This is a genomic window from Acinetobacter sp. AG3 (assembly GCF_022343575.1).
In the GTDB taxonomy this organism is placed as follows: Bacteria; Pseudomonadota; Gammaproteobacteria; order Pseudomonadales; family Moraxellaceae; genus Acinetobacter; species Acinetobacter guillouiae.
Genome location: NZ_JAKQZD010000001.1, coordinates 2,101,893 through 2,127,841 on the forward strand (window position 1 = coordinate 2,101,893; position 25,949 = coordinate 2,127,841).

Annotated in this window: 22 protein-coding genes and 1 riboswitch; of the genes, 16 read left to right on the forward strand and 6 right to left on the reverse strand. The window is 36.8% G+C overall.

Annotation, left to right across the window (positions count from 1 at the left end; genetic code table 11):
- Positions 1-125 precede the first annotated feature (125 nt).
- The 4 genes from L3V46_RS09705 to L3V46_RS09720 all read right to left on the reverse strand — a co-directional run bounded on the left by L3V46_RS09705 (position 126) and on the right by L3V46_RS09720 (position 4,410).
- Positions 126-554 (reverse strand): hypothetical protein, encoded by a 429-nt coding sequence (locus L3V46_RS09705; RefSeq protein WP_239045545.1) that lies wholly within the window; start codon positions 552-554, stop codon positions 126-128.
- A complete protein-coding gene (locus L3V46_RS09710) occupies positions 551-1,906 on the reverse strand; it encodes a phosphatase PAP2/dual specificity phosphatase family protein (RefSeq protein WP_239045546.1) in 1,356 nt (451 codons plus the stop codon). The genes L3V46_RS09705 and L3V46_RS09710 overlap by 4 nt, the downstream gene beginning before the upstream one ends.
- A 91-nt stretch (positions 1,907-1,997) precedes the next feature.
- On the reverse strand, positions 1,998-3,746 hold the full coding sequence (locus tag L3V46_RS09715; protein ID WP_239045547.1) for a bifunctional alpha/beta hydrolase/class I SAM-dependent methyltransferase: 1,749 nt from the start codon (positions 3,744-3,746) through the stop codon (positions 1,998-2,000).
- 28 nt (positions 3,747-3,774) lie between these two features.
- Positions 3,775-4,410 carry a CDP-alcohol phosphatidyltransferase family protein gene (locus tag L3V46_RS09720; protein WP_034617948.1) on the reverse strand — a complete coding sequence of 212 codons (636 nt, stop codon included), beginning with the start codon at positions 4,408-4,410 and terminating at the stop codon, positions 3,775-3,777.
- 158 nt (positions 4,411-4,568) lie between these two features.
- Between L3V46_RS09720 and ybaK the strand changes: the two genes are divergently transcribed.
- On the forward strand, positions 4,569-5,036 hold the full coding sequence (gene ybaK / locus L3V46_RS09725; protein WP_239045548.1) for a Cys-tRNA(Pro) deacylase: 468 nt from the start codon (positions 4,569-4,571) through the stop codon (positions 5,034-5,036).
- A 304-nt stretch (positions 5,037-5,340) separates the two neighbouring features.
- Here the strand turns inward: ybaK and L3V46_RS09730 are convergent, their stop codons facing one another.
- Positions 5,341-5,751, reverse strand: coding sequence for a helix-turn-helix domain-containing protein (locus L3V46_RS09730; RefSeq protein WP_239045549.1), 411 nt, complete (start codon positions 5,749-5,751; stop codon positions 5,341-5,343).
- A 99-nt stretch (positions 5,752-5,850) separates the two neighbouring features.
- Here L3V46_RS09730 and L3V46_RS09735 point away from each other — a divergent pair, with 99 nt between their 5' ends.
- The 5 genes from L3V46_RS09735 to aqpZ all read left to right on the forward strand — a co-directional run bounded on the left by L3V46_RS09735 (position 5,851) and on the right by aqpZ (position 9,803).
- On the forward strand, positions 5,851-6,351 hold the full coding sequence (locus L3V46_RS09735; protein WP_239045550.1) for an enoyl-CoA hydratase/isomerase family protein: 501 nt from the start codon (positions 5,851-5,853) through the stop codon (positions 6,349-6,351).
- Between the two features lie 32 nt (positions 6,352-6,383).
- Positions 6,384-6,686, forward strand: coding sequence for a hypothetical protein (locus L3V46_RS09740; RefSeq protein ID WP_239045551.1), 303 nt, complete (start codon positions 6,384-6,386; stop codon positions 6,684-6,686).
- A gap of 244 nt (positions 6,687-6,930) precedes the next feature.
- Positions 6,931-7,710: an APH(3')-VI family aminoglycoside O-phosphotransferase gene (locus L3V46_RS09745; RefSeq protein WP_239045552.1), complete on the forward strand. Its 780-nt coding sequence runs from the start codon at positions 6,931-6,933 to the stop codon at positions 7,708-7,710.
- Between the two features lie 700 nt (positions 7,711-8,410).
- Positions 8,411-8,764: a YcgJ family protein gene (locus L3V46_RS09750; RefSeq protein ID WP_239046768.1), complete on the forward strand. Its 354-nt coding sequence runs from the start codon at positions 8,411-8,413 to the stop codon at positions 8,762-8,764.
- A 346-nt stretch (positions 8,765-9,110) separates the two neighbouring features.
- On the forward strand, positions 9,111-9,803 hold the full coding sequence (gene aqpZ / locus L3V46_RS09755) for an aquaporin Z (protein ID WP_239045553.1): 693 nt from the start codon (positions 9,111-9,113) through the stop codon (positions 9,801-9,803).
- A 222-nt stretch (positions 9,804-10,025) separates the two neighbouring features.
- On the opposite strand, the gene L3V46_RS09760 is transcribed toward aqpZ, so the two are convergent.
- A complete protein-coding gene (locus tag L3V46_RS09760; RefSeq protein WP_239045554.1) occupies positions 10,026-11,345 on the reverse strand; it encodes an NAD(P)/FAD-dependent oxidoreductase in 1,320 nt (439 codons plus the stop codon).
- Between the two features lie 496 nt (positions 11,346-11,841).
- A riboswitch (yybP-ykoY riboswitch) is annotated at positions 11,842-11,986 on the forward strand.
- 71 nt (positions 11,987-12,057) lie between these two features.
- Between L3V46_RS09760 and L3V46_RS09765 the strand changes: the two genes are divergently transcribed.
- From L3V46_RS09765 to L3V46_RS09810, 10 genes are all read left to right on the forward strand, one after another.
- The gene (locus tag L3V46_RS09765; RefSeq protein WP_171066908.1) at positions 12,058-12,633 is read left to right on the forward strand and encodes a TMEM165/GDT1 family protein; all 576 of its coding nucleotides are present in this window, start codon (positions 12,058-12,060) and stop codon (positions 12,631-12,633) included.
- Between the two features lie 44 nt (positions 12,634-12,677).
- Entirely contained in the window at positions 12,678-14,261 is a 1,584-nt protein-coding gene (locus L3V46_RS09770) for a phosphoethanolamine transferase (RefSeq protein ID WP_239045555.1), read from the forward strand.
- 538 nt (positions 14,262-14,799) lie between these two features.
- A complete protein-coding gene (locus tag L3V46_RS09775) occupies positions 14,800-16,584 on the forward strand; it encodes an IucA/IucC family protein (protein WP_239045556.1) in 1,785 nt (594 codons plus the stop codon).
- Complete coding sequence (locus L3V46_RS09780) at positions 16,577-18,049, forward strand: SidA/IucD/PvdA family monooxygenase (RefSeq protein ID WP_239045557.1); 1,473 nt, start codon at positions 16,577-16,579, stop codon at positions 18,047-18,049. The genes L3V46_RS09775 and L3V46_RS09780 overlap by 8 nt, the downstream gene beginning before the upstream one ends.
- Positions 18,046-19,854 (forward strand): IucA/IucC family protein, encoded by a 1,809-nt coding sequence (locus L3V46_RS09785; protein ID WP_239045558.1) that lies wholly within the window; start codon positions 18,046-18,048, stop codon positions 19,852-19,854. Before L3V46_RS09780 ends, L3V46_RS09785 begins: the two co-directional genes overlap by 4 nt.
- 100 nt (positions 19,855-19,954) lie before the next feature.
- Positions 19,955-20,587, forward strand: coding sequence for a GNAT family N-acetyltransferase (locus L3V46_RS09790; protein WP_239045559.1), 633 nt, complete (start codon positions 19,955-19,957; stop codon positions 20,585-20,587).
- A gap of 14 nt (positions 20,588-20,601) precedes the next feature.
- Positions 20,602-20,985, forward strand: a complete 384-nt coding sequence (locus L3V46_RS09795) for a hypothetical protein (RefSeq protein ID WP_004821778.1) — start codon at positions 20,602-20,604, stop codon at positions 20,983-20,985.
- A complete protein-coding gene (locus L3V46_RS09800) occupies positions 20,973-22,226 on the forward strand; it encodes an MFS transporter (RefSeq protein ID WP_239045560.1) in 1,254 nt (417 codons plus the stop codon). Before L3V46_RS09795 ends, L3V46_RS09800 begins: the two co-directional genes overlap by 13 nt.
- Positions 22,227-22,236: 10 nt before the next feature.
- Positions 22,237-24,513: a TonB-dependent receptor gene (locus L3V46_RS09805; protein ID WP_239045561.1), complete on the forward strand. Its 2,277-nt coding sequence runs from the start codon at positions 22,237-22,239 to the stop codon at positions 24,511-24,513.
- A gap of 139 nt (positions 24,514-24,652) precedes the next feature.
- Positions 24,653-25,948 carry an MFS transporter gene (locus tag L3V46_RS09810; protein WP_239045562.1) on the forward strand — a complete coding sequence of 432 codons (1,296 nt, stop codon included), beginning with the start codon at positions 24,653-24,655 and terminating at the stop codon, positions 25,946-25,948.
- Position 25,949: the final 1 nt, after the last annotated feature.

Consider the following 25,949-nt stretch of genomic DNA (forward strand, 5'->3'; position numbering starts at 1 on the left):
TATAGCATTTCAAGATCTTCACTGCTGAGAAGCTGAAAATTTTCTTGATTTAAGATGATTCAAGCCATCATACGATAACAATTGATATATCAGCTAAAACTGTATCAGTTGAGGTTAAAATCGCTTTAAATAATTCTAGAAATCAAAATCATTAAAACCAGATATTGTATCAATAATAAAGCAATTTGAAGTTTTAAAAGTTTAAAACATCCTGCAAAACGCTGTGACCAATCACGTCCTGCTTTGGATGCGGGCATCAATTTCATACTCACTAGGGTTTGATCAAATTGCAGGGTTAAGTTTTCAATAGATTCAGTTTGTGATTCTCGTGCAATTATTTTAATGAGTTGAGTATCAAACTTAACTCGAAATGAGAGATAGTGATGAAACCCAGATAATAACAATGTAATGACAATGAACGTCCAAAACTCAATGGATTGCCAGCCTTTGAACAGGATGGCAAAAATAGATAAGGCAAAAGCCAAATAACCTGAAAGCAATATAGCTGTGGTTGCTGATAACAGTTGCGCAACCACATAAAAATTCATTTTCATGGCGCTAAACCTTTCAGTTTTAGATGGTAAATTTCTAATTCTTCAAGTTGAGCTTGTTTTAATACCACCCAAGGGCGAGCTTTACGAATAATGTTTACCATTTCATCAATATTGGCATCTTGGTTTTGTTGAATCAGCCAAGCAGTGAGTACAGCGCTACTTCTTGAATAACCTAAGGCACAAAAAATCAGAATATTTTGGGTAGAGCTTGCTTCAAGCTTTGACATCAAATCATTTAATCGTGCTACGGCTAACTCAAGCTGATTGGCTTGTAATGGAATCAGATCTAGACTGAGATATTGCTGATATACCGTTGCATGGTTTAAGGGTAACTCAGCAACACAATCAAATATTGCATTGTATTGGTGGTGATGTTGTTGTGTTGGAATTCTTCCAATATAGATTTTTTTAAGTTCATGTTGAATGATGAAAGAATCTTCGGGATGCTTTTTGGTCCAAAAACGACTATTAAACCAAGCAAAGATTAAATAAGGCGCAAGCAGTATTTGTGCTGCAACCGTCATTTTGCCATTTTCTTGTTTTTGAAAAAAATGTGGACGTACAAAACTATAGCTATGTGCAACGATAAACAGGCTCACAGCAGGGTAAATTAACCACAACCCCCATGATCTAAACTCATAAGCTAAGATAAAGAAAATCACTGAACCACATAGATAATAACTGCCAAGCTTTAAATGTTTTGCTGTTAACAGTTGCAGTCCATCTTTTCTAAATGGGGATTTTACTGAAATTGGAAATAACCATAAGCATAAAGCACCAACCAGTATTCCTGTAGGAAGGTCAATAAAATGATGCTGCCATGTGGTGAGTACAGAGATGCCAATCAGCACACACCAAAAATCGACCAAATATTTCCATATCCCCGATACATGGCGACGATAGAAATCCCAAAGGATAATCAACAGAACAATATGTAATGAGGGCGCTTGGTTAAAGGGTTTATCGAAGCCCATGAGGACATCAAACCATAGACCGAAAAAACCATCTAAAGGTGGGCGTTCAAAACTAAACTTTAAAGGAAACAGTAAGAAGCAACTAATCGAAATAACTTGCGCTAAAAATAGCCTAAGCGCTTGTTGTTTAAGCTCAAACTTATTCCAACAAAGCAATAAGGAGAGACCATAAAACAGGTCAATTGACCAATACGGCACAATCGTCCAAGCCCAAAGTGGAATATGCTTTTCCCAAGCAAAGACAATACTTGGAACATCACTCAGACCTGATGCATATTGATTTGCAAAGCCATAAGTGAGGAAAAAGAAAGGCGCAAGAAAAACTAAGCAAAGTACGCCCCATTTCCATGTCCCAGTTTCTTTGATGAGTGTTTGCATAAAACATCCGTAGATTTTTATTCTATTTAAATTAAAAAATTGGTGACTTAGATTGATTTATATCAAGTCACCAACTGTGATAGCAGAAATTTTATAGCTTTTGTGCGACTGAGACGGTAAATATTCCAAACTCATCAATACATTGGTCAACCTTTTTAAAGCCAGCAGCTTCAACAAGTGCATCCATTTCCGCTTGTGAGCGTAAACGCATTACCCATGCATCACCTTCACGATGTGAGGTTAGTGCACGCGCAATAAATTCTTGTTGTGGGTGCCAAATTTGACCGGTATAAATCAAATAACCATCTTTAAGAATTGCTTTACTTAAGCCTTCAAGTGATTGACGGAGCAAATCATTGTCTGCAAATAATTCATATAAACCCGAAACCACAGCAAGTGATGGTTTTGGTTTAACAGAGGCCAAAGACTGTGTATCAAACGCATCTGCTTGAACAAATTCAGCAATGTCATTGAGTCCACGCGCTGCAATCATTTGCTGACCAGCTTGTACATTGATATCGCTATAATCACGCAATAAAATCGAATCTGGTCGTTTTGGTAGTTGAACCGCAGCATCTAAAATATAACGCCCATGACCAGATGCAATATCCATAATTCTCAATGGCTTGCGTTTTTTAATCAGAATATCCGCATATTTCTGAACCAAATGTTCAATGTTCTGTTTGCGGACACGGATCCCACGCCAACCAATCGCATTTAAATACTGGCGGTCAATGATTTTGCCAATAGGATTGGAACTTTCAGATTGATTACGATAGACAAAATCTAAAGTACTTCCAGAGTCATAGCCAGTGTCTTCACCAATTTTTAAGCCTTTAGATAAATGGCTACCAATTTTTAGATTCTTTTTGGTGATTTCCCAAAATGCATTTTTCATTGATTTAGCGGGTAAAGGTGAACTGAGATCTTCAGCGATAGCACAACTTGGACCAATTTTGTCCGCATTTAAAACGTCTGGAGCTTGATATTCAACCGCAAAGCATTGCTGGATAAATCGGCGTATTTTCTCTGTTGCTATATGGCGATCTTTTTCACCTAAAGTATCGTGAAAGAAGCCATCTAAAATATGTAATTCTTTTTTAGGATGCGGAAGCTTTTGGTAAAACTCACGTTGCGGTTTTTGAAAAACCACAAAATCTGAACCTGAGCATAACACTTGAGTCGGTACAAAGATGTTTTGTGAATCTGCAACAATACGCTTTGAGGCATCATAAAGTCCAAGCAACATTCTCACCGAAATTGCTTTAGCAATTTTAGGATCGGTATCATAGCTTTGAGCACGTTCTTCATCATGGGTCAGCATTTTGGCTTTAACATAACTTTGGATGAAAAAATTACCACGAATTTTTTCCATAACTCTTAAACTTGGTTCGGCAAATGGCACATAAAGCTTAATGTCAAAAGCAGGGGACGCGAGACACAAGGCGCGAATTTTAGGCGCATAATCATGTACCCATGTTGCGGCCAATACCGCACCTACACTTTGTGCAACTACAGCAATATTCTTGGCGTCGATAGCATAGTTTTCTTCAATATGTTGGACAAAATATTGAATATCTTTTACACATGCAGAGAAGCTAGGTGCATCACCACGTTCACCTGGGGAATCGCCGTGACCACGGGCATCCCATGCAAAGAAATCAAAATCACTTAAATTGAGTTCCTTGACCAAATGCGCCATACGTTCTGAATGTTCATGTCCACGATGAAACAGAAGAATGGCTTTTTTTGTTTCGCTCGGTGAGTTGGTTGCCCAATGTTGATAAAACAATTCTGTTCCATCATGACTGTTAAAGGTGTGATGACTGTTGTTATACATACGAATTTACCCTAAATATGAAACTGTTTTATAAAGCTGTTTTTAAGCTATTTTTAATTCGGTTATAGATGGTTAAACTAAGCAGCAGACCAATTAAAATGAGTATGCCATTACAGATTAAGCCGAGAAGTTGTAAATTTGTAGTGAAAAATGGCAAGGCGACAATCACGACTGTGATTAAACTAAACCAAAATGCACGGTCACTTTTTCCCATTGGACCATCATAACGACGTTCTTGCCCAATCAGTGGCGCCATTACACCAGTGTATTCACTTAGAATTGCAAGGAAAGCAATCAATAACAGTAATTTTGCATTAATAAAGCCAAAAGCAATCAAGCATAGATAGAGTGCTGTGTCCGAAATAACATCACACAACTCATTGTAAAACGCACCTAAGTTGGATTGTTGTTTAAATTCACGGGCAAGCATTCCATCGATGGCGTTGAAAGCCATTCGTAGCAGCATCCACAAGGGAAAGAGCAATAACCACCCATTTACAGCATGATTCAGATAATACTGGTATAGAAAAAAGCTTAAACCAAGCGATATAAACATCGCTAATAAGGTGACTTGATTTGCCGTGATTCCGATATTAAAAAGCTTTTGAACAAAAGGGCGCAATAAGTTTTGAAATGCTGGTTTTAATTGATAGATTGATGGCATTGTTCTAGTAATATAAGGTATATGACAGGATTTTAATCAAGTTTTCCATGATTTTACAAGTATTAATTTTCATCATTTAAATTTGTATTGTTATTTTAAAATTTACATAAATAGTCCTATAATTCAAATGTCTTCTTAATTTTGATCTTGTTTATTCTATGACGCCTGCTTGCAAAGTTTTAAAATCAAATAAAATTGAATTTTCAATTCATGAATATGAACATGATGTAAATGCAAAAAGTTTTGGCTTAGAGGCTGCTGAAAAATTAGGTTTAAATGTTGAAGAAGTGTTTAAAACTTTGATGGTGACAGATGATAAAAACTATTTTGTTGCCATCCTTCCAGTGAACCATCAATTAAATTTAAAGAAAGTGGCGAGTGCTTTTTCTTGTAAAAAACTACATATGGCTGATCCTAAAGATGCAGAGCGTTTAACTGGATATTTAGTCGGTGGAATCAGTCCTGTAGGTCAAAAAAAGCGTTTAAAAACGGTAATTTGTGAAAGTGCACAACAGTTAAGTAAAATGTATGTGAGTGGTGGTAAAAGGGGCTTGGATATTGGGGTTAATCCACTAGATTTAGCTAAGGTTTTGGGTGCGAATTTTGCTGATATTGTTGATGAATAAGAAGAGTTTCTTGAGTTAAATTTAAAAAAAGCTGTGATTCACTATAGTTAGTCACAAAAATATTGACTCCACTAAGGCAATAGAACTGAAAATTAAAGACCAAGATTACAGTCATTCATTCAAGATATAAACCACCTTTGCGGTGGTTTTTTATTGTATAGATGAAAGTGGAACTAAATTAAGTAAGTAAAATTAAGTAAGCAAAACAGGTGGTAGTTTTAAAACCTAAATAATCTTTTCCATATTCATACGATTTTGGACGAACAAGCCAAACTCTCACATTTCTAGCTAGCGACTACACACGTTATTTTAGTGTTATGCCTGATTGCTGGGTGGTCGCTGTGCGAATAACATCATCAGATTGATCATAGCGAGATTGGCACACCTGAATGGTGTCCATATTCTCGACAGTCCAGTCGTAGAGCGCGTTAAAAGGCAATTTGAGTGATTGACCAAGTGGCGTCAAGGCATATTCCACGCCTAGAGTTTTCCCATCTATAACGGTGCGTGTCACCATACCATTGCGTTCTAACTTGCGAAGCGTCTGTGTCAATACACGTTGGGTAATACCATCAAGACGCCGTTTGATGGCGTTGAAGCGACGTGGTTCATGTAACACCATCAAAACCAGCATTGACCATTTATCTGCGATTTGATCGAGAATGGCACGGCTTGGGCAGTCGGCACGGTAGATTGGATCGTGAGCAGGGTTCATAGGTATGCTCCAAGATACTTAGGATGCTTAAGGTGCGTAATTGACACTAAGTATACATAAGATACCATGATTGCACACAGCTAAAATCAAGGGTATATGATGACCATTCCAACTTATTCCACACTTCACATTGAGTATGATCGAGGCGTGGCGACTGTCAGTATTAACAATCCACCAGTTAATGTATTGGATGTTGCCTTGATGAGTGATATTCGAGCTTTTCTCACTCAGGTACGTGATGACCCACAAACACGTGTAATCGTGTTCCAAAGCGCCGATCCTGAGTTTTTCATCGCTCATGTAGACATGACCTTAATTGATGAGCCAAACGCTTTTGACCAGTTCGCAAAAGATCTACCTAATGGATTGAATCCATTTCAGGCTTTAGGAGAGATGATTCAGGCACAGCCGCAAGTGACGATTGTTAAGCTCGAAGGCTTGGCGCGTGGTGGCGGTGCTGAATTTGTAGCAGCAGTGGATATGGCATTTGCTGCTATTGGGCGTGCTGGCCTCGCCCAATGTGAGGCATTGATGGGGATTATTCCTGGTGGTGGTGGTACTCAATATCTTTCACAGCGTATGACACGGGGCGTGCATTAGAGGTAATTCTTGGTGCTGAGCTGATTGACGCTTTGCTAGCCGAACGATATGGCTGGGTAAATCGTGCGCTTCCGGCAAATGATTTAGACGCTTTTGTTCATCGCATCGCCACAAATATTGCAGCTTTACCTGAAGGAGTCATCGCCGCTGCAAAGAAAGTAATCCCACCAGCGGATTTAAGCGAAGGCTTCCTTCGAGAGCACAAAGCATGGGCAGGTCAGTTTGCGCGTCCTGCTGCTGAAAAACTCATTCGTGGCGGCTTGCAGGCAGGTGCTCAAACAAAAGTAGGCGAACAGGATTTAGAGCAGCTACTCCGCGATTTATCTGCATCCTGAGGTCTTGCTGCTGTCTAATATTCTGCTCTAGCTTATTCCTGAGGTTTGCGGTCGAGAAATACTGCACTCCACTTTTTAAGTCTAGCGCAATTTATATAATTGAAAGATGATGACAAAATTTTGAAGTATTGATCATCTATAGGGAATAAGCCATATTTTTGCTACAGTGAACCAAATTAAGATCATCTATTTACTAGGCCTCGCATTTGCGGGGTTTTTAATGCTGAAATAAAAGGAAAACTTGATGGAATTGCCCAATATCATTCAACAATTTATTGGAAACAGCATTTTAGAGCCAAATAAAATTGGTCAGTCGCCATCGGATGTTTATTCTTTTAATCGAAATAATGAAACTTTTTTTCTTAAGCGATCTAGCACTTTATATACAGAGACCACATACAGTGTCTCTCGCGAAGCGAAAATGTTGAGTTGGCTCTCTGAGAAATTAAAGGTGCCTGAACTCATCATGACTTTTCAGGATGAGCAGTTTGAATTCATGATCACTAAAGCGATCAATGCAAAACCAATTTCAGCGCTTTTTTTAACAGACCAAGAATTGCTTGCTATCTATAAGGAGGCACTCAATCTGTTAAATTCAGTTGCTATTATTGATTGTCCATTTATTTCAAACATTGATCATCGGTTAAAAGAGTCAAAATTTTTTATTGATAACCAACTCCTTGACGATATAGATCAAGATGATTTTGACGCTGAATTATGGGGAGACCATAGAACTTACCTAAGTCTATGGAATGAGTTAACTGAGACTCGTGTTGAAGAAAGATTGGTTTTTTCTCATGGCGATATCACGGATAGTAATATTTTTATAGATAAATTCAATGAAATTTACTTTTTAGATCTTGGCCGTGCTGGGTTAGCTGATGAATTTGTAGATATATCCTTTGTTGAACGTTGCCTAAGAGAGGATGCCTCGGAGGAAACTGCTAAAATATTTTTAAAGCATTTAAAAAATGATAGACCTGACAAAAGGAATTATTTTTTAAAACTTGATGAATTGAATTGATTCTAAGCATTATCTAAAAATACTTAATTGTCTTTTAACGTCGCTAAATTTTAAATAAATAAGTGAAGAGTGTTAGTGGAGCCACTGATTTAAAGTTTTATATCACCAATAAATCTAAATTTTGGTTTTTAAAATGAACTTATTTAAAATATCTAAAACTGTTTATTAGCTTAACTTGTGATTTAAGTTTTTATGAATATAAAATTGTTAATTTATTAGCTTTACAAGTTTATTTAAATTTCATCGTGCAACATTTTTAACCAATTTGATTATCGATGGTATTTTTTTGTCTGCTTTTCTTTTCCTAGTCTTTTATCTATCTGTCAGCCATATAGTATTTTATTAAATTCTTATGGGAAATGACGAATGTTAAATTATCTTAAGAGCTTTAATAATATCAATACTTATTTGATTTTATCGATAATTCTGCTGTTAATCATAATATCTCTAGATTATTTCTAAACTGAATGAATGTTTATAATGAGTGATTCATATTGCTATTGAAATCGCCTTCTCACTTTAAAAGAAGGCGAGGATGAGGGGCTTTTATGTTGATTTATCGTTTTAAAAATATCTTATAAAAGAAGCCTAATGTGTTTTCTTATATAGGTTTAAACATAATTGTTGTATATCTTAAATCCAATTGATCTTATAATTTTCCTTTATTTTTTTGTATTGTTTTGCAGGTTTAAAAGTGAAAATTTCTAAAGGATTATTGAGTCTCATCAGCTATGCTTGTTTAATCATCAGTTTTCCAGTGATTGCTAAAACCAACACAAGTTTAGTTTCACCTAAAAAAGGTGTGATTTGTGATCAATATATTTGTGTAAATAACAAAGGTGTATCAAAATCACTTACAGCTCAATATTTAGGAACCCAAAAAGCGAATAAAGTTTTCTCACAAGGTGATTTTGATCACTCTGCATTTACTTTCTCAAATGGGGTGTTCTCCGATACAAATACAAAACGATGCCATGTAGATCGATATTTTGACAATGGACATCGAAGTAAAGTTAATCAAAAGATAACAGATCAGCTTTTTAATAATAAGTAATTCTTTGCCATAAATCGGCTAAAGAGCTTACCCGCAGATGGGCTTTTTTTTGATTGATCTTCAAATTTTTAGAATGCTGTGTTCTATTAAATAAGATTGTATAAATCTATATACATGTTAATAATTACCAATAGATTTATTAAATCATTCCTTCTTCCCCCTCTGAATTGGAATTTTAATTTGTCTAACAAACCCTTCAATCGAAGGGTTTGTTTTATAAAAATTATGAATTTCGTCATTTCATCAATTACTTATGCTTTTTGTAAAATAATTCATGTTTTTGTTTAAAAGTGTGACTTGTTTTGCTAAATTTCGCTTGGATTTATTGAACAGAAAAGTAATGAACATGAATAAATATTTTGCAGAATTTATTGGAACATTTTGGCTGGTCTTTGGAGGGTGTGGTAGTGCAGTACTTGCTGCAGCATTTCCAGAATTGGGTATCGGTTTTGTCGGTGTTGCACTCGCGTTTGGTCTCACTGTACTGACTGGTGCGTATGCATTAGGTCATATTTCAGGTGGACATTTCAATCCCGCAGTAAGTATAGGTTTATGGGTTGGCGGTCGTTTTAATGCAAAAGACTTAGCACCATACATCATTGCTCAACTCGTAGGTGGTATCTTCGCTGCATTTATATTGTATTTGATTGTACAAGGTCAAGCAGGATTCACTGGTACGGGTGGATTTGCAACAAATGGTTTTGGTGATTTATCGCCTGGAAAATATTCTTTGCTTTCTGCATTAATAATTGAGATTGTCTTAACTGCTATTTTCTTAATTGTAATTCTCGGTTCTACAGATAAACGTGCACCTGCTGGTTTTGCACCTATTGCTATTGGTTTGGCATTAACTTTGATCCATTTAATCAGTATTCCTGTCACCAATACTTCGGTCAATCCTGCACGTAGTACAGCAGTGGCTTTGTTTGCTGAAACGGCTGCACTGAGTCAATTATGGCTTTTCTGGGTTGCACCACTTGTTGGCGCTGTGATTGGCGCTTTAATTTATAAGTGTTTTGAGCAAAAAAATTGCAAATAGCATTAAAGATCTTTCATAAATCAAAAAATGATCATGTGGAGTGAATCATATTGGTATTGAAAGTTCTTTCTCCCTTTGGGAGAAGGCTAGGATGAGGGTGCTTTTATGTTGATTAATGGTTTTAAAAAGGACTTATGAAAGAAGTCTATTATCAATGCGCCTAACTCTAGACAACATTATAAAAACCTCCCTCGGGAGGTTTTTTCATGGCTGAGATTAGACTTAAATAAGTGAAACTTCAGCTAATATTTTTTGAGCTGTTTCATCGCCATTTAAATATGCGCCATGAACCGTACCTGCATATTTCAAGCTACAATGTTCGCCAGCGAAGAAGATTTTTTCTTGAATTGGTTGATGCAACACTTTAACAATATCCTCACTGTGCTTTAGTGAGGGAAAACTAAAAGAACCATAGCTATAAGGGTCGGCACCCCAACGTGTAACGATGAGTCTTTTAGGTGTATGGGGAATATTGTTAAATTGTTTCTGCAAGTTACTAAAAATAAACTTTGATATTTCATGATCCACTGAATTATCGATAAACTCAGATTGCTTTCCTCCAAACAGCATTAAATAAATTGGTTTTTTATAAATTCCAGATAAGTCTAGAATATTAAAACAACCAAGCTCATTCCAATAGAAATCACTTATCTTGTCTATCGGCATTTTGGATCTAAAAGAAAGTGGTTGTTCTAATTCAAAAAATACTTTATTAAAGGATCCAAATCCAATATCTTGAATAGATTGAGTATAGTGATGAGGTAATGCAGGATCAAACGCGATATGATTTTTCTTTAAAATTCCAAGTGGGACAGTAACCACTACACGGGAACCTATATAAAAATTATCATTGGAATCAATAATTTTGACATAATCATTTTCACAGATGATTTTTTTTACATCAACATTGAATTGAATGTCGATTTTTTTTGAAAGCACCTCTATAACTTGGGCATAGCCATTGGGAAAAATAACTTCATCACCATCAAAATAACCTTCGTAATTTTTGTAATTTGATGAAAGTAGCTCAAGATTTGTCGCAAATGGGTCATTTGCTATTCGGTTGAAAAAGTTAAATAATAATTGTTTAAGATAATCTTCTGAAAATGTATTACCTGAATAATGTAAAGAAGAAATTATTTCTTCAGTCGCCTTGAGGGCAGATTGCGTTTGTGTTTGAGAAAGTTGCTTTTCTATTTCCTCTACATAAGATTCAAACTCTTGGACTTCTTTGTCAGAAAATAACAACCCATTTTCATGAAAATATTGCGATTTGTCATAGTTAAATACAGTTGTTGCTATATGATTCTCTTGGGTAATTTCCCAGATAGGATTACCTTCAACGCCATGAATCCATGATGCACCTAAATCAAAAACATCAGCATCAGATTGCAATGAATCTATGCGCCCACCTGTGCGAGACCTCGCTTCGAGTATGGTAACTTTTTTACCATTTTCTTGTAATTTTTTAGCGCATGCGATTCCTGCTATCCCAGCGCCAATAATAATAATCGGTAAATTAATCTCGCTATGTTCCAACATAAAAATCTATAGCTCAGTTTTGTATCTAAAATTAAGATAATACACCTTATACTTCTCAGATAAAATTATTTGATTTTTATTTTAAAAAATCAGTAAATTATATTTTATCACATTGATTACAGGTTCTTTAGAATGGCTGAGACTGTTGAATAATAATCTTTTAATATGAGCTTTTTTTGTTTTCGATAAAAGCGCCAAGTAGAATGAAATTAAAGTCATGCTTATGCGACCAATGCGTACACGCAATGGCTGCTATTTAAAAATAAATATTATATAATCTATTGAATTTAAATGTTTTTTGTTAGAATTGATCGTTTTTAATATTATTTCCTTCTAGCTAAATATATTCATAACTTTGCAATTTTGTTACTGATCAATATTTAAAATATTTTTATAGGAATATGCGGTGAGTAGACGGCGTAATCAAACAGGAATGAGTTCTTTTAATTTATCTAAAAAGTATGATTGAAAACTACACTTGATTCTACTAAAATAAAAAAACTTCATTGGGGAGTAGCCGCTTTTTACCTTAGGTAAAAAGGTGATGGTCAACATAATTGCTTAAACTAGCATGGTCATCATAGCAAAGAACCAAATGATCCTCCGATCATAGATTTCTTTTTGTTGGCAAGACCTTTGATTTATGACTCTGCTATGGCTAGCAAGAGTAATAAATCATTGGTAATTATTGCTAGCCAGAGAAATTATTATGATATCTGCTTTCCTAATCTCTCTTGCTGTAGTTGCTTTATCTGAAATGGGAGATAAGACCCAATTACTGGCACTACTGCTTTCTGCACGATTCCGAAAACCTATTCCTATTCTTATCGCTATTTTTCTCGCGACACTGGTAAATCATGGTGTTTCTGCCGTACTCGGGCAGTGGATTACGACTGTTCTTAGTCCAACTGTCTTATTGTGGATTGTTTCTCTAGGATTTATTGGGATGGCCGTATGGATGTTAATCCCAGATAAGCTAGATGATGAATCTGGAAGTATCGATAAGTGGCAAAAATACGGTGTCTTTGGCGCAACCTTTGTGCTTTTCTTTTTGGCAGAAATTGGTGATAAAACTCAAATAGCGACTGTGGCATTAGCTGCTCGTTTTGACAGTATCGGCTGGGTAACTGTAGGTACTACCTTAGGAATAATGTTGGTGAATGCTCCAGCCGTATTTATTGGTAATAAACTTGCAGAAAAACTTCCAATTTCACTCATTCATAAAATTGGCGCACTTGTCTTCTTAATTATTGGTGTTGCAGCACTCATTCAACATTACTTTTTCTAATGACAATGAAACGATTTAATCGAATACCAGTAAGCTGGCAACGCATGTTTTTTATACCGTATCTACTTGCACTACCACTGATCACTTTACTGTTATTAGGTTTAGCTGGGAGTTGGTCGGATAGTGTTCGTTTGGCATTTTTATCACTACCAGGGTGTTGGTTGTGTTTTCAAGCCACAAAAAAATCAAATTTATTTTGGAAATTATTTTCAATCATTTGGTGGTTTATTTTTATATTTCATACCAGCTTACTCTCAGTAAGTTGGCTGTTGTTCAATAGTGATGCTGAAGCATATTCAATTATTGAATCTATCGCGAATACAACATTGAATGAAAGTTTAGAATTTTTTCAACTGCATCTTGGTTTTTTTATTCTATTTGTTGGCTTTATTTTAAGCGTTTTGATTTTATATTTTTTTATTTTATTTAAATATTTTAATACGCGTGAGTTCCATGATCAGAAAGTACATCGATTAGGACGTTATGCTATAGGTTTGTTATTTCTACTGTGTACTGCCAGCTATGCGATTAAGCCTTCAATTGCTTTACATCCATTGCCATTTTGGTATGGATACTATGGCAAAATTCAAGATTTTAAACAGCGTATTCTACAGCATGATCAGATACATAAAGAATGGACATTGAATGCAGAACAGCGCTTAGATTTTAGTGGTCAATTGAATAAAAGGCAGACACATACCATAGTTTTAACTGACAGCATTACCAGTTTTAATTTTGGATTATGTGGCTATCCACGAAATACAACACCTGAGCTAACTCAACGGAGTGATCAATTCAAAGTCTTTTGTCGTGGTTACTCGCCAGCATCATCTACTATCCAATCTTTACGTTATTTGTTTAATGATGGTACGCGAAATGCAATGGATGATCATGCCCCTGAAAATATTATGGCATACGCTAAGGCTGCAGGTTTTAAAGTTTATTGGATTAGTAACCAAGATGATGTTTATATCTCTTCACTTTTTGCCTCATTTGCAGATGAAGCTGTTTTTATCAATAAAAAGTCAGGTCGTAGTAGCACGTCATTAGATGAAAATATTCTGCCCGCTTATAAAATTGCATTGGATGACCCAGATCCTCGTAAATTGATTATTTTGCATCTCATTGGTTCACATCCAAATTATAAGTTGCGCTACCCAGAGCAATTTTCTAAGTTTAATGATTCTAGCAATGATGAGGTTGAAGAAAAACTTGAACGAAATGAGATCAATCACTTAATTCAGTTAAAACGCAATGAATACGATAACAGCATACTTTACCAAGACTGGGTTGTTGCAAAGTTATTCGATCTTTTAATTTCCACACAATCTGATTTTAGATCTTTTACCTTTTTATCGGATCATGGTAATGAAGTCGGGCATGCTAAAAACTATGCTGGGCATAGTGCAAATACTGAAGCTGGCTACCGTATTCCAATTATTATTTGGTATGATCATATGCCGACTAAAGGAATAGTCAGTGAAAAACCAATTGATGCCAGTGACCTAGATCGATATGTATTACACCTCATGGGTGCTCATGATCGATTGGATCGTAAAGAAAAATTGTGTTGGTTAGATCAAACTTGTAATTTTGTACCTCAGTTACTTTGGCATTCACCAAAATAAACAAGCGATATTATATTAGCTTTGGACAAAATTTTTGCTAAACCGTATCGCTCTGATTGATTGGGTCAGATTTGCTTCGACAAGATGTAGATAAAATAACATTTTAAAGAAGCGACACAATTCACGGATATCGTTAAATCTACTTTTTATTTTTCCATTAGAAATATCACGATAAATCAATACATAAGCCATAGATTAAAATCTGCTAGTGAAGTTATAGATCGATAAAACTTGCTAAATAATCTCTTAAAATGAAAATTTCGATGAAATTTCTCAATTCTAAATGAGAATATTATCATTTATTACAATTTAAAATTTTAAAATATAAACCATAAGAAAAAGACCAATTCATCATGAATCTTCACAAAATCATAGTGTTAAACCTGTATAGACAAGCAGGGTATAACATTGCATTCTCAAATGAGAATGATTATCATTATTTTGTGTTAAGCAGAGCTACACGATCCAAGAAAAACATAAATCAAATTTCTAGATCTTTTTAGTGCAGTAAAAAGTCTTGTACAGAGGATATGGTCAGATGAAAGAGCTTGCCAGCCGATTGGCGATGCAGCACCTAATCAATGCATACTCACAAGAAACAGGAAGTAGAATTTTACTGGAGAAATATCAGCAAAACTCTACACAACTTGCGTTTAGCCAAGGCTTGACCTTGTTAATGATTCCATTGGAATCCATCCAATCCCAATTATATGTACCGCTTTCGTATAGAAGTCTTCTAGGGCGGCATCGAATAGATAAACTGCCGCAGATTTTTAATAAAGGACAAGCGCAAAGGTTTAGTCCAATTGCGATGGTTTGCTTACTTCTAGAAGAGCTGCTACGAAATTCTGTTGAATCCTTAGATTCAGCATCATTGGTTGAAAAATGGATCCAAAGCCGAGATGCTTTAGCTGAGTTTTTAAAGCAGCGTCAATATGATTTTGACCAATTGATTCAAGCCAAACAAGATTTTATCCAGACAGAACAAGCATTGATTCTTGGGCACAGTATGCATCCAGCGCCAAAGAGTCGCACAGGTTTCGTTCATGAAGATTGGTTAAGATTCTCACCAGAACACAAGGGTCAAACACAACTGTATTATTGGTTAGTTGCACCAGAATATCTGGCAGAAAGTACAACATCAGATCAGCCAATCACGACTCAACTCATCAAGCATATGCAATGGTATTTGAGCGAAGCAGAATTAGATTTAATTCATACACATTCAAGCTATAAATTGTTGACGCTGCATCCATGGCAAGCACGTTATTTACAGAGCAAAGATTGGTATAAAGAGTTAAAAGCCAAAAAAAAACTAATTGATTTTGGTGAAAAGGCTTGGCATTTTTCTGCAACAACATCCGTCAGAACATTGGTCAGCTATTCAGCGCCGTGGATGGTGAAACTTTCACTATCCGTGATGATTACCAACTCTATCCGAGTCAATTTGGCCAAAGAATGTCATCGTGGAGAAATCACGCGTCAACTTTGGCAGGGGCGAATAGGTCAATCGATTTTAAAATCTTGTCCTACATTGAAAGCAATTCATGACCCCGCATGGACTGCGTTAATCATCGACGGAACAATTGTTAACGAAACGATCTGCATTTTTAGAGATCAGCCCTTTGATCGACAGCAGCAAGTGTCATGTATTGCCTCCTTATGCCAAGATCATCCAGCAAAAAATTTAAATCGCTTTGATCATTTATTTGAACAAATTGCACAGGCAGAACCGCAGCTAAGTATTGAAAAAATTGCATTAAATTGGTTTGAGCGATTTTTAGCGATCAGCTTAGTTCCCTTGATGTATTTGTATCATCACTATGGCATGGCATTTGAGTCACATCAGCAGAATGTACTGGTCGAATTGGAAAATGCGTATCCTCAAAATTTATGGTTAAGAGACAATCAGGGTTTTTATTACATCAAAGAATACGCCACTGAAATATTAAAAGAATACCCGGAACTTGATGGAAAAGCGCAGGCTGTTGGGCCAAAAACTTTGGTTGATGAAAGGTTTAGCTATTATTTTTTTGCTAATACTTTATTTGGCATGATCAACGCAATTGGAGCAACAGGGAGTGTTTCAGAACAGCAACTTATTGATCTATTGCAAGATAAATTGATGGAATTATATCAACAGTATCCTGACAGTAGTTTATTACAAGGCTTATTGTATCAACCAACCTTGCCATATAAAGGGAATTTACTTACGCGTTTATATGAGCTGGATGAACTGATTGCGCCTGTAGAACAGCAATCAATTTATATTCAGTTGCCAAATCCTTTATGTCTAAAACAAAAGGATGCAATTTATGCTTGATTTTATTGCTGTGGGTTTAGGACCGTTTAATTTGAGTTTAGCCAGCTTGTTACAACAAAAATCAAAGCTAAAATATCTGTTTTTTGAAAAACAAGCTCAGTTTGATTGGCATGCAGGAATGCAGCTTCCAAACACAATGTTGCAAGTGCCTTTTATGGCTGATTTGGTCTCTATGGTAGATCCGACCAGCCCATTTAGTTTTCTCAATTATTTAAAAGCGCAACAGCGACTCTATAAGTTCTATTTTTTGGAACAACCGCATATCCCTCGTAAAGAATATAATCATTATTGCCAATGGGTTGCAGATCAAATTGAACATATTCAATATTTATCTGTAGTCACAGAAATTGTACCCAAATCCTATGGCTTTGAAGTTCTCGTTTTTCAAGCGGGGATTTATCAGCGCTATCGCTGTCGAAACATTGTATTAGGGGCGGGAAATGTGCCTTATATCCCACAATGTATGCAGACATTGATTCAAAGCTATCCTGAGCGATGTAAACATTCAGCACATTATCTAGAGCATCAGCCAAAAAATTTACAAGGCAATGTTGTGGTACTGGGATCAGGGCAATCTGCGGCAGAAATCTTTTTAGATTTATTCGATCGTCAATATCAATTTGATCAGGTTTCTCAACCGAAATTCAATCTCAATTGGCTGACCCGAGCCAATGGCTTTTTTCCTATGGAATATACTCCATTAGCTTTAGAACATTTTAGTCCAGATTATAGCCAACATTTTCATCACTTTGATGACCTCAATAAAGATTTACAATTGAGTAAACAGTCACTTTTATATAAAGGAATCAGTGCGCAAACCATTCGTGAAATATATAAGAAACTTTACCACCGACATCTTGCTGGAAATGATTTAGCAACACATTTGCATAGTCAGTCCAACCTAATTGATGTTGTTTTAACGGAACAGGGGAAAATTAGACTGATTTTTCAAGATCGAGTGACTTTAAATCAGTTCAGTCTAGACAGTGACTATGTGATCTGTGCTACAGGCTATCGCCGTCCTGAATTTCAATTTCTCAAGCAACTGAAGCCCTTGATTAAAACCAATCCACAAGGACATTGGAATATTTCAGCAAATTATGCTGCTGAATATGCTGGCATTGGCAAAATTTTTGTTCAGAACATGGATATGCATAGTCATGGTATTGGCACACCTGATTTGGGTTTAGGTGCTTATCGTGCGGCGACAATTGCCAATCAGCTAGTGGGTTATGCGCTATATGACTTAGCAACATCTCCCCAATGTTTCCAACATTTTGATCCTTTGCAGAATCCGCAAGTCCAAGTGATCTCGAAAAATATCACAACACAGCATCATGTGCATGCTCAGCATGTTGAAGATTTGCTTAAAAATGTCAATTTTCAATCTCAAAGCCCAACTACACAACATTCTCAGCATCAACAAAACCATCAACGATATTCGAATATTGAGAGCAGCATATGAGTTTTGCACAGTTACAAATTAATCAGCAGCAATGGCGAAGTGCAGGCCAGCGCTTAATTGAAATGGCAATCGCTGAGTTTTTATATGAAGAAATTATTCAGGCGGAAAGTCTGGGTGATGATGTATTTCAATTGAGATTGGATGACCGAATTTATCAGTTTAATGCACAACAGTATTTATTGGGACATTGGCAGATTCAAGAGGGTTCAGTACGTGATTTAACTTTGGATACGAAAAGGCCTGCTTGGAATTTGCATCAATTTATTGCTGCTTTTTCCAATCAGGTTGAGGTTAAACCCTTTACCAAAGCCTATTTGATTAAAGAGATGAACAATACATGGTTGGCCGAAGCACATGTACTGGATGAAAATCGACTAACAAGCGCAGCAGTACTGACTGCACCGCATTACCAAATTGAAGCGATGTTGCGCGGTCATCCTTGGTTAATTATGAGTAAAGGACGAATGGGCTTTGGTTATGATGATTATCTGAACTCAGCGCCTGAGATTTTACCCAGAGTCAAAGTGTTATGGCTGGCTGTGCATCGTGATTTGGCAGAGTTTCGTTCTACACCTGAATGGTATGCAGGACAGTTATATTGCCATGAGTTTGACCAGCAGGAATTGCGACAATTCCGTGAAAAAATGCAAAGTCTTGCTTTAAACTCAGAGGATTATTATCTCATTCCTGCACATGCTTGGCAGTGGCATCAATGGATTGTGCCAACTTATGCCAATGAAATTGTAGATCAAAAAATTGTCGAACTTGAAATTGGTCAAGATGATTATGCACCAATGCAGTCAATACGCACTTTATGTAATACATCATATGCACAACGTCATTACATTAAACTACCATTGAGTATTCTAAATACCGCCGTTTATCGAGGGTTGCCTGCTCAACGCAACTTAGCAGCACCTGCTGTTACAGCATGGTTAAAAAATATTTTAAAACAAGATGTGGATTTACAAAAAACGGGGGTGGTGTTTTTAGGTGAGATTGCAACCTTGACCATTCGGCAGCCTTGTTATGATCACATTGCAGGCGCACCTTATCAATTTAAAGAATTATTTGGCTGTTTATGGCGTGAGAGTGTAGATCCATTTGTTGAATATCATCAGCAGGTCTTATCACAAGCTGCTTTATTACACCGTGATATTCAAGGGCTTTCCATTTTAACGGTGCTTATCCAAGCTTCAGGATTAGCCCCATTGGATTGGTTAAAACAATTTATTACAGTCAGTATTCATCCGCTTCTAATTTGCCTTTATAAATACGGACTTGCATTTTCACCCCATGGTGAAAATACCATGTTAATTCATGAAAATGGTGTACCTAAAGCCATGGTGCTTAAAGACTTTATTGATGATATCAATCTTGTCGATGAAGATTTTCCTGAATTGGCGGATCTTCCTGACGAGGCTAAAATTTTACTGAGACATTCTGCACAAGACCTGAGTCACTTTATTTTTACAGGTTTGTTTATGGTGCATTACCGCTATATCTGTAATGTATTTCTACAGGATTTCCCACAACATCATGAAATTGAATTCTGGCAAACCGTATCCTATGTAATTGATGAATTTCATCAACAGCATCCAGAATATTCAGCAAGAATTGAAAAGTTTGCAATGTTTAGAAATCAATACCATAAGGTTTGCTTAAACCGTGTTCGTCTATTTACCACCAGTTATCACGATGAAGCACAACGCCCCGTACCTGTAATTCTAGATTTGATTGCAAACCCTGTAAGCCCAGAAACCTTAAACAGTTGGATAGCACAATTTTCGCCTGCGCCAGCATGATAAACCGTGCTCGTGCAGAGTGTGTTTTATCTGTGTAGCACCTAGATTTAACACGAATCAAAAGCTCAATAATCTAACAAATACAATAAAGGTGACCGTGATGAAAACGTTATCACAGCAATTGCCAGACTTTTATGAATACTATGAAAACAGCAATCAGTTTTATTTACGTCAAGTGAAATACCCTGATGATATGGCTTTATTACACAAATGGATGCATGAACCACATGTGATTCCGCAGTGGCAATTGAATAAATCAGAAACAGATCTGAAGGTCTATTTTGAAAAACAATTGGCTGATGATCATCATCGTTTATTTGTCGTTGGAGTTGATGGACAGGATGTGGGCTATGCAGAAATCTATGAAGCTAAACGAGATCGATTAAGTCGTTATTATATTGCGCATGAACTGGACTTGGGCTGGCATTTGCTGTTTGGTGAAAAATCGGCCTTTGGTAAAGGCTATCTTAGAACAGTAGCGCGCTTATTAAACTTTTATATTTTTGAGCATGCGAACTCGCTGAAAATCGTAGGTGAACCTGACTCGACAGTTAAACCCTATGCAGCAGTTGTAGAAGAAATGTGCTACGAAACTCAGGGTATTCTTAGGATGCCAGAGAAAGATGCAATGTTATATTATTGTTTTAGAGATACTTTTTACCAAAAATTTGGTGAATACCTAGTCCAATCTCAGCAATATTTAGCACAAAAAAAACAATATAAAATCCAATAAGTTGAATTTGCCTTATGAGTTATCAATCTATACATATTCAGATCAAAGAGATGATTTTTTGCAAAGATGTCTCAATCGTTGAATTTCAGTTCTGGTTGGCTGAAATTGAAACATTTCTATGTCAGCAACAAAATTTTGTTTTGGTGATGAGGAGTGCAAAAGGTACGACATTTCCACAGGAATACCGTCAAATTCAAGCGAATTGGTATAAAAAAAATAAAGCCAATTTTTTTAAGTACTGTGTAGGTTTAGTACGGATCGCCTTAGATCAAGCCGATCAAGAACGGCTCAATACACCTGCGCTACATGTTGCATGGCAAGTTCCATATTATGTGACATTAGATCGTGCTGATGCATTGCAATGGGCTGTGCAGAGGTGGCTATTATGCAACGCATAAATAATTTAACCAAACCATCTGTTACTCAACAAATTTCCGTCATGAGTCTAAGTGTTGTGGTTGTTTTATATTTGGCTCATGCCTTGCCTTTGTATTTTTATAATGTGGCATTGCCTGCGATTTTAAGACATCAAGGCGTAGATCTACGCTGGATTGGGCTATTGTCACTGCTTTATATTCCTTGGGCTTTCAAATTCTTTTGGGCGCCACTCATTGACCGTTTTTATATTAAAAAATTAGGCAAACGAAAAACGTGGTTGCTGTTCACTCAAATTGCTTTGGTTTTAGGAATTATTGCGCTTGCATTGACTCAGTTTTCTTATGGGTTACTGGTCTTTGTCGTTATTGGTTTATGGATATCGAGTTTTGCAGCCACCCAAGATATTGCCATTGATGGATATACCGTTGAAGCATTTTCACCACAAGATTACCGCTTTGGCAGTATGGCGCAAAGCATTGGCATTGCACTTGGCAGTATGCTCGGTGGTGCTGCAACACTTTGGCTATATCAATATTATGGATGGCAAACAGCACTGATTTGTTTAGCAAGCTTAACCGCTTTGACAATGTTTGCAGTTTTTCAAATACAAGAAAAAAACACTGAACACATGATGAAAAGCCCACCGAGTTTAATGCGAGCATTTAAACGACCTGAAATTCGTTGGGCATTACTTTTAATTGTTTGTTATCGCTTTGTAGAAGCCCCCGCAATGGCAATGCTCAATCCAATGCTGATTGATCAAAAATGGTCACTTTCACAAATTGGTGTGTTGATGTCTGTGGTGGGTGCAGCTGTTGGATTGCTTGCTGCCGTTTCTGCTGCATTGCTGCTTAAAAAGCGAAAGGCGACCCAATTACTGCTATGGGCTGGCTGGGTGAGAACACTGATATATGGACTCTTAGGAATCGCTATTCTGTTCGGATGGTTAAATCAGTGGCAGCTTTTGCTGGGTATTTTTGTGATTGCATTCCTTGCAATTCGTTATATCGCAATGACTTCTTTATATGCATATTTCATGCAGAGTAGCTCAAAAGCGCAAGCAGGGACCGACTTTACAATTTTGGTGTGTTTTGAATTGCTGGTCTATTTTATTGGCGGGGCTGGCTCAGGTTTTCTTGCCAAATCATTAGGTTATGGCAATTTTTATATTGTTTTAGCTATTGCATCTGTAGTGAGTTTGATTCTCTCACAACTCATTATTTCCAAATCACAAAAAACTCTAAGATCAGAGATGTTGTAAGGGATAAATCATGAAAAGAACATCAATTCAAATACAACTGACGTGTTTAAGTTTGGCTATTGCGACACAGATTTATGCGCAAGAGCCCACGACTCAAAAAGTTGAAAATACTGGGGCAGAGGTAAAAAGCCTAGCGCCAATCGTGGTCACGGCAACACGTTCTGCAAAAAGTATTTCAGATATTGCAGGGACGGTGTATCGCATTGAGCGTAGTGAAATTGAAAAGCAAGCCAATGCGGGTAAAAGCACGGCAGAAATTTTAGGACTATTGGTTCCTTCGCTCACGCCCAATACTGGTACAACTTCTAATTATGGTATGACCATGCGCGGCCGTGTGGTGCAATATATGATTGATGGGATACCACAAACAGGTTCACGGGATGGATCGCGTCAGCTCAATAGCATTCTTCCTTCAGTGATTGACAGAATAGAAGTTGTGTCTGGGGCAACGAGTATTTATGGCTCAGGTGCAACTGGCGGTATTATCAATATCATTACCAGAAAAGGCGGTGACAAGCCTTTAAGTTTTGAAACCAAACTGGGGCTAACGTCAGGGAATAATTTTAAAGGCGATGCCTTGGCTTATGAAGCTTCACAAAATGTTTCGTTTAACCAAGAACGCATCAAAGGTAATTTGGGTGTTGGCTATGTTAAACGTGGTGAAATTCAAGACAGTCGTGGCGATCGTATTGGGCCTGAGGTTGCGCAAACTGATCGTCAAGATACCCAGACCCTTGATGTCAATGGACAACTCACTTGGAACATTTCAGATCAACAGCACTTAACCGTTGGCGCACAATATTATAATGATGAACAAGACAGTGATTATGGACCTGATTATGGGCAGGGTTTATCTGTCATATTTAGAGGAGCTACACCCAGTTTAAAAGCATTAAAAGGCTTACAACTCGAAGATCAACCTAGAACAAAACGCTGGTCAACGCACGCCCAATATAACCATAATGATGTATTGGGGCAAAGTTTAACCTTGGAAGCTTATTACCGTAAAGAGCAGGCAAGATGGTTTCCAACGGCAGTAAATTTACCGCATCCGCAATTACCTCTTCCTACTAGAAGTATTCCTGTTGTGATGCAGTCTAATACGGATATTAATATTTGGGGATCACGTTTAGCCTTACAGAAAGATTTTAAAGTTGTAGATCGGGCTTTAGGGTTAAGTTACGGTTTAGATTTTGAAAATGAGAAAAATGGTCAAGAAGGGCAAAGGTATGATACTAATACTTTTATTGCGAGTAATGGCTTAAATCATCAAGCGACAAAAAACTATGCGATGGGACCAGATGTTCAAATTGCAAAACTTGGGGCATTTATTCAGGCGAATTATGCAGTTACGGATCGTATAAATTTACAGACAGGCGTGCGTCACGAACGAATTAATAGTGATGTCAGTGATTCTACCCCGTACCCTGAAAGTATTGTCGCTGACTTCGATCCTAGCTATACGGCGAAAAGTTTAAAAGGTGGTGAAGTTAAACATAATGCGACTTTATTTAATTTGGGCGGGGTTTATCACTTAAATGATACGCAACAAATTTTTGCTAATTTTTCTCAAGGCTTTAGTATTCCAGACGTACAACGGATGCTGCGAGATGTTCCAGCAAGTTTTGTTGTGACCAGTAATAATATTGATCCGATTAAAGTGAATAATTATGAACTCGGCTGGCGTTTACAAGAGCAAAAGGGACTCAATCTAGGGCTGACTGCTTTTTATAATGATTCTGATAAATCTGTGAGGTTTAATGCTGCCCCAAATTTTAATATTGAAGTGATTGATACCGATGAACGCATATATGGTTTGGAAGCCAATGTAAAATATGCAATTTCAAATATGTGGAATATGGGAGGAACTATTGCTTATACGCGCGGTCAATTTAAAAATATACTCGGTGATTGGCAAGAGCTAGATGCTACACGAGTTTCACCACTGAAAGGCACGCTATTTTCAGAATGGCAATTTGCAGATAATATCAATTTACGCGTACAGACTTTAGCAATTGGTGGTACAGATCAGGCCACTAAAGACTATGTCAATCCACTAAATGACCGCAGTAGTCGAAAACCCGCTGAGATTAAGGGATTTGCGATTATGGATGTGATCACCAGTGCAAAAGTAGGTCCAGGCAGATTAGGCTTTGGCGTTTATAATGTATGGAATACAGACTATAAAACAGTGTTTAGTCAAGCGGTTGCGCCAACCTATGGGGCTATTTCAAGTTTGGCTGCACAAGGTCGTAGCTACGGTTTAACTTATACGCTGAAGTATTGATCCAGATAAAGCCTTTTTAAAATTTGAAAGAGGCTTTTTATTGAGCAATATCTCGATGAAAAAACTGAAGCGTGGGTAATTATATAAATCCAATAAAAATTTTCCTAATCAGTCAAGACTGCTATTTTAGGAGATTCAAATGAATAAAAATAATGATATTTGGATGATGGCAACGCTGCTCAACGGGATCAGCTTATCCATGATTTTACCTTTACTTGCACCTCTTATTCGTCTATTAAAAATCTCAGAGCTTCAGGCAGGTTTGATGGTGTCTGCTAGTGCATTGCTGATGAGTTTGACTGCAATGTGGATTTCTAAAAAACCGAATCTTCAAAATCATTATTATTTATTGAGTATCGGTTTTATTGGAATGAGCATAACGTGGGGACTATTTTCAGGGGTATTAAGTTATGGGCTAATGTATAGCATGCCAATTGGACTATTTTTCACTTTATTATTGCTTACACGAAGCAGTATTGGCTTTTTTATGGCAATGCCGCAAATCGCATTACAAAGTTATGTGATGACGCGATATATAGATGAAACGACACGCAGTCAGAAGATGGCAAGCTTTGGTGCCTTAAACAGTGTAGGGCTAATTTTAGGGCCATTTTTAACCACATTACTCATTATTTGGGGAATATTGATTCCTTTGTGGCTCGCCGTATTGCTTTTGACTGTCATGAGTATGCTGATAGTAGGTTTATATCAACACAACGGGGAAAATGCTCAACAGTCACATTCAAAACGTCATGATCCAAACCATTCGCCTTTAACCTATCATTTTGATGAAGATCAGCATTTTCAAGACGCACTTTTACAAAAAGAGATTTCTCAGCAAGATTCTAGTCATTCGCAATTGGTTCGTCTGAGTGATGATGATCTAAGAAAATCGATGATTTGGTTGATCCTTGGATTTAGTTTATATATTGCGATTATTACTCTGAATTTAACTGCAGGTTTTTATATTCAAGATAAATTTCAATTTAACATTCAGCAAAGTGCCCTCTATTTTTCCCAATGCTTGTTGATTGTGGGGATTGTTTCGGTCTTGATGCAAATTGCGATTTCTAAATGGTTTAAATGGTCTTTAACACAGCTTTTAATGGTCGGATTAAGCACGATGTTGGTTGGGCTGATCTTGTCAATTTATACCCAGCAGATCGTGATTTTTCAGTTGGCTTATGTTTTTTATGGTATCGCTGTGGCATGTCTAATGCCTGCATTTACCACAGGTGCATCACAATCAGTTTCGATAAATTTGCAAACTAAAATTGCTGCTTTATGCACCATGGCGCAAGCGCTCAGTTTGGTTGTTGCACCATTAATGAGCACAGGGCTGTACCAACTTAACATTATCTTCCCATATTATTTACTGTTTAGTATTTTCTTATTGCTGTATTTTTATTTTGTTGTTTTTAAATGGAATAAATAGA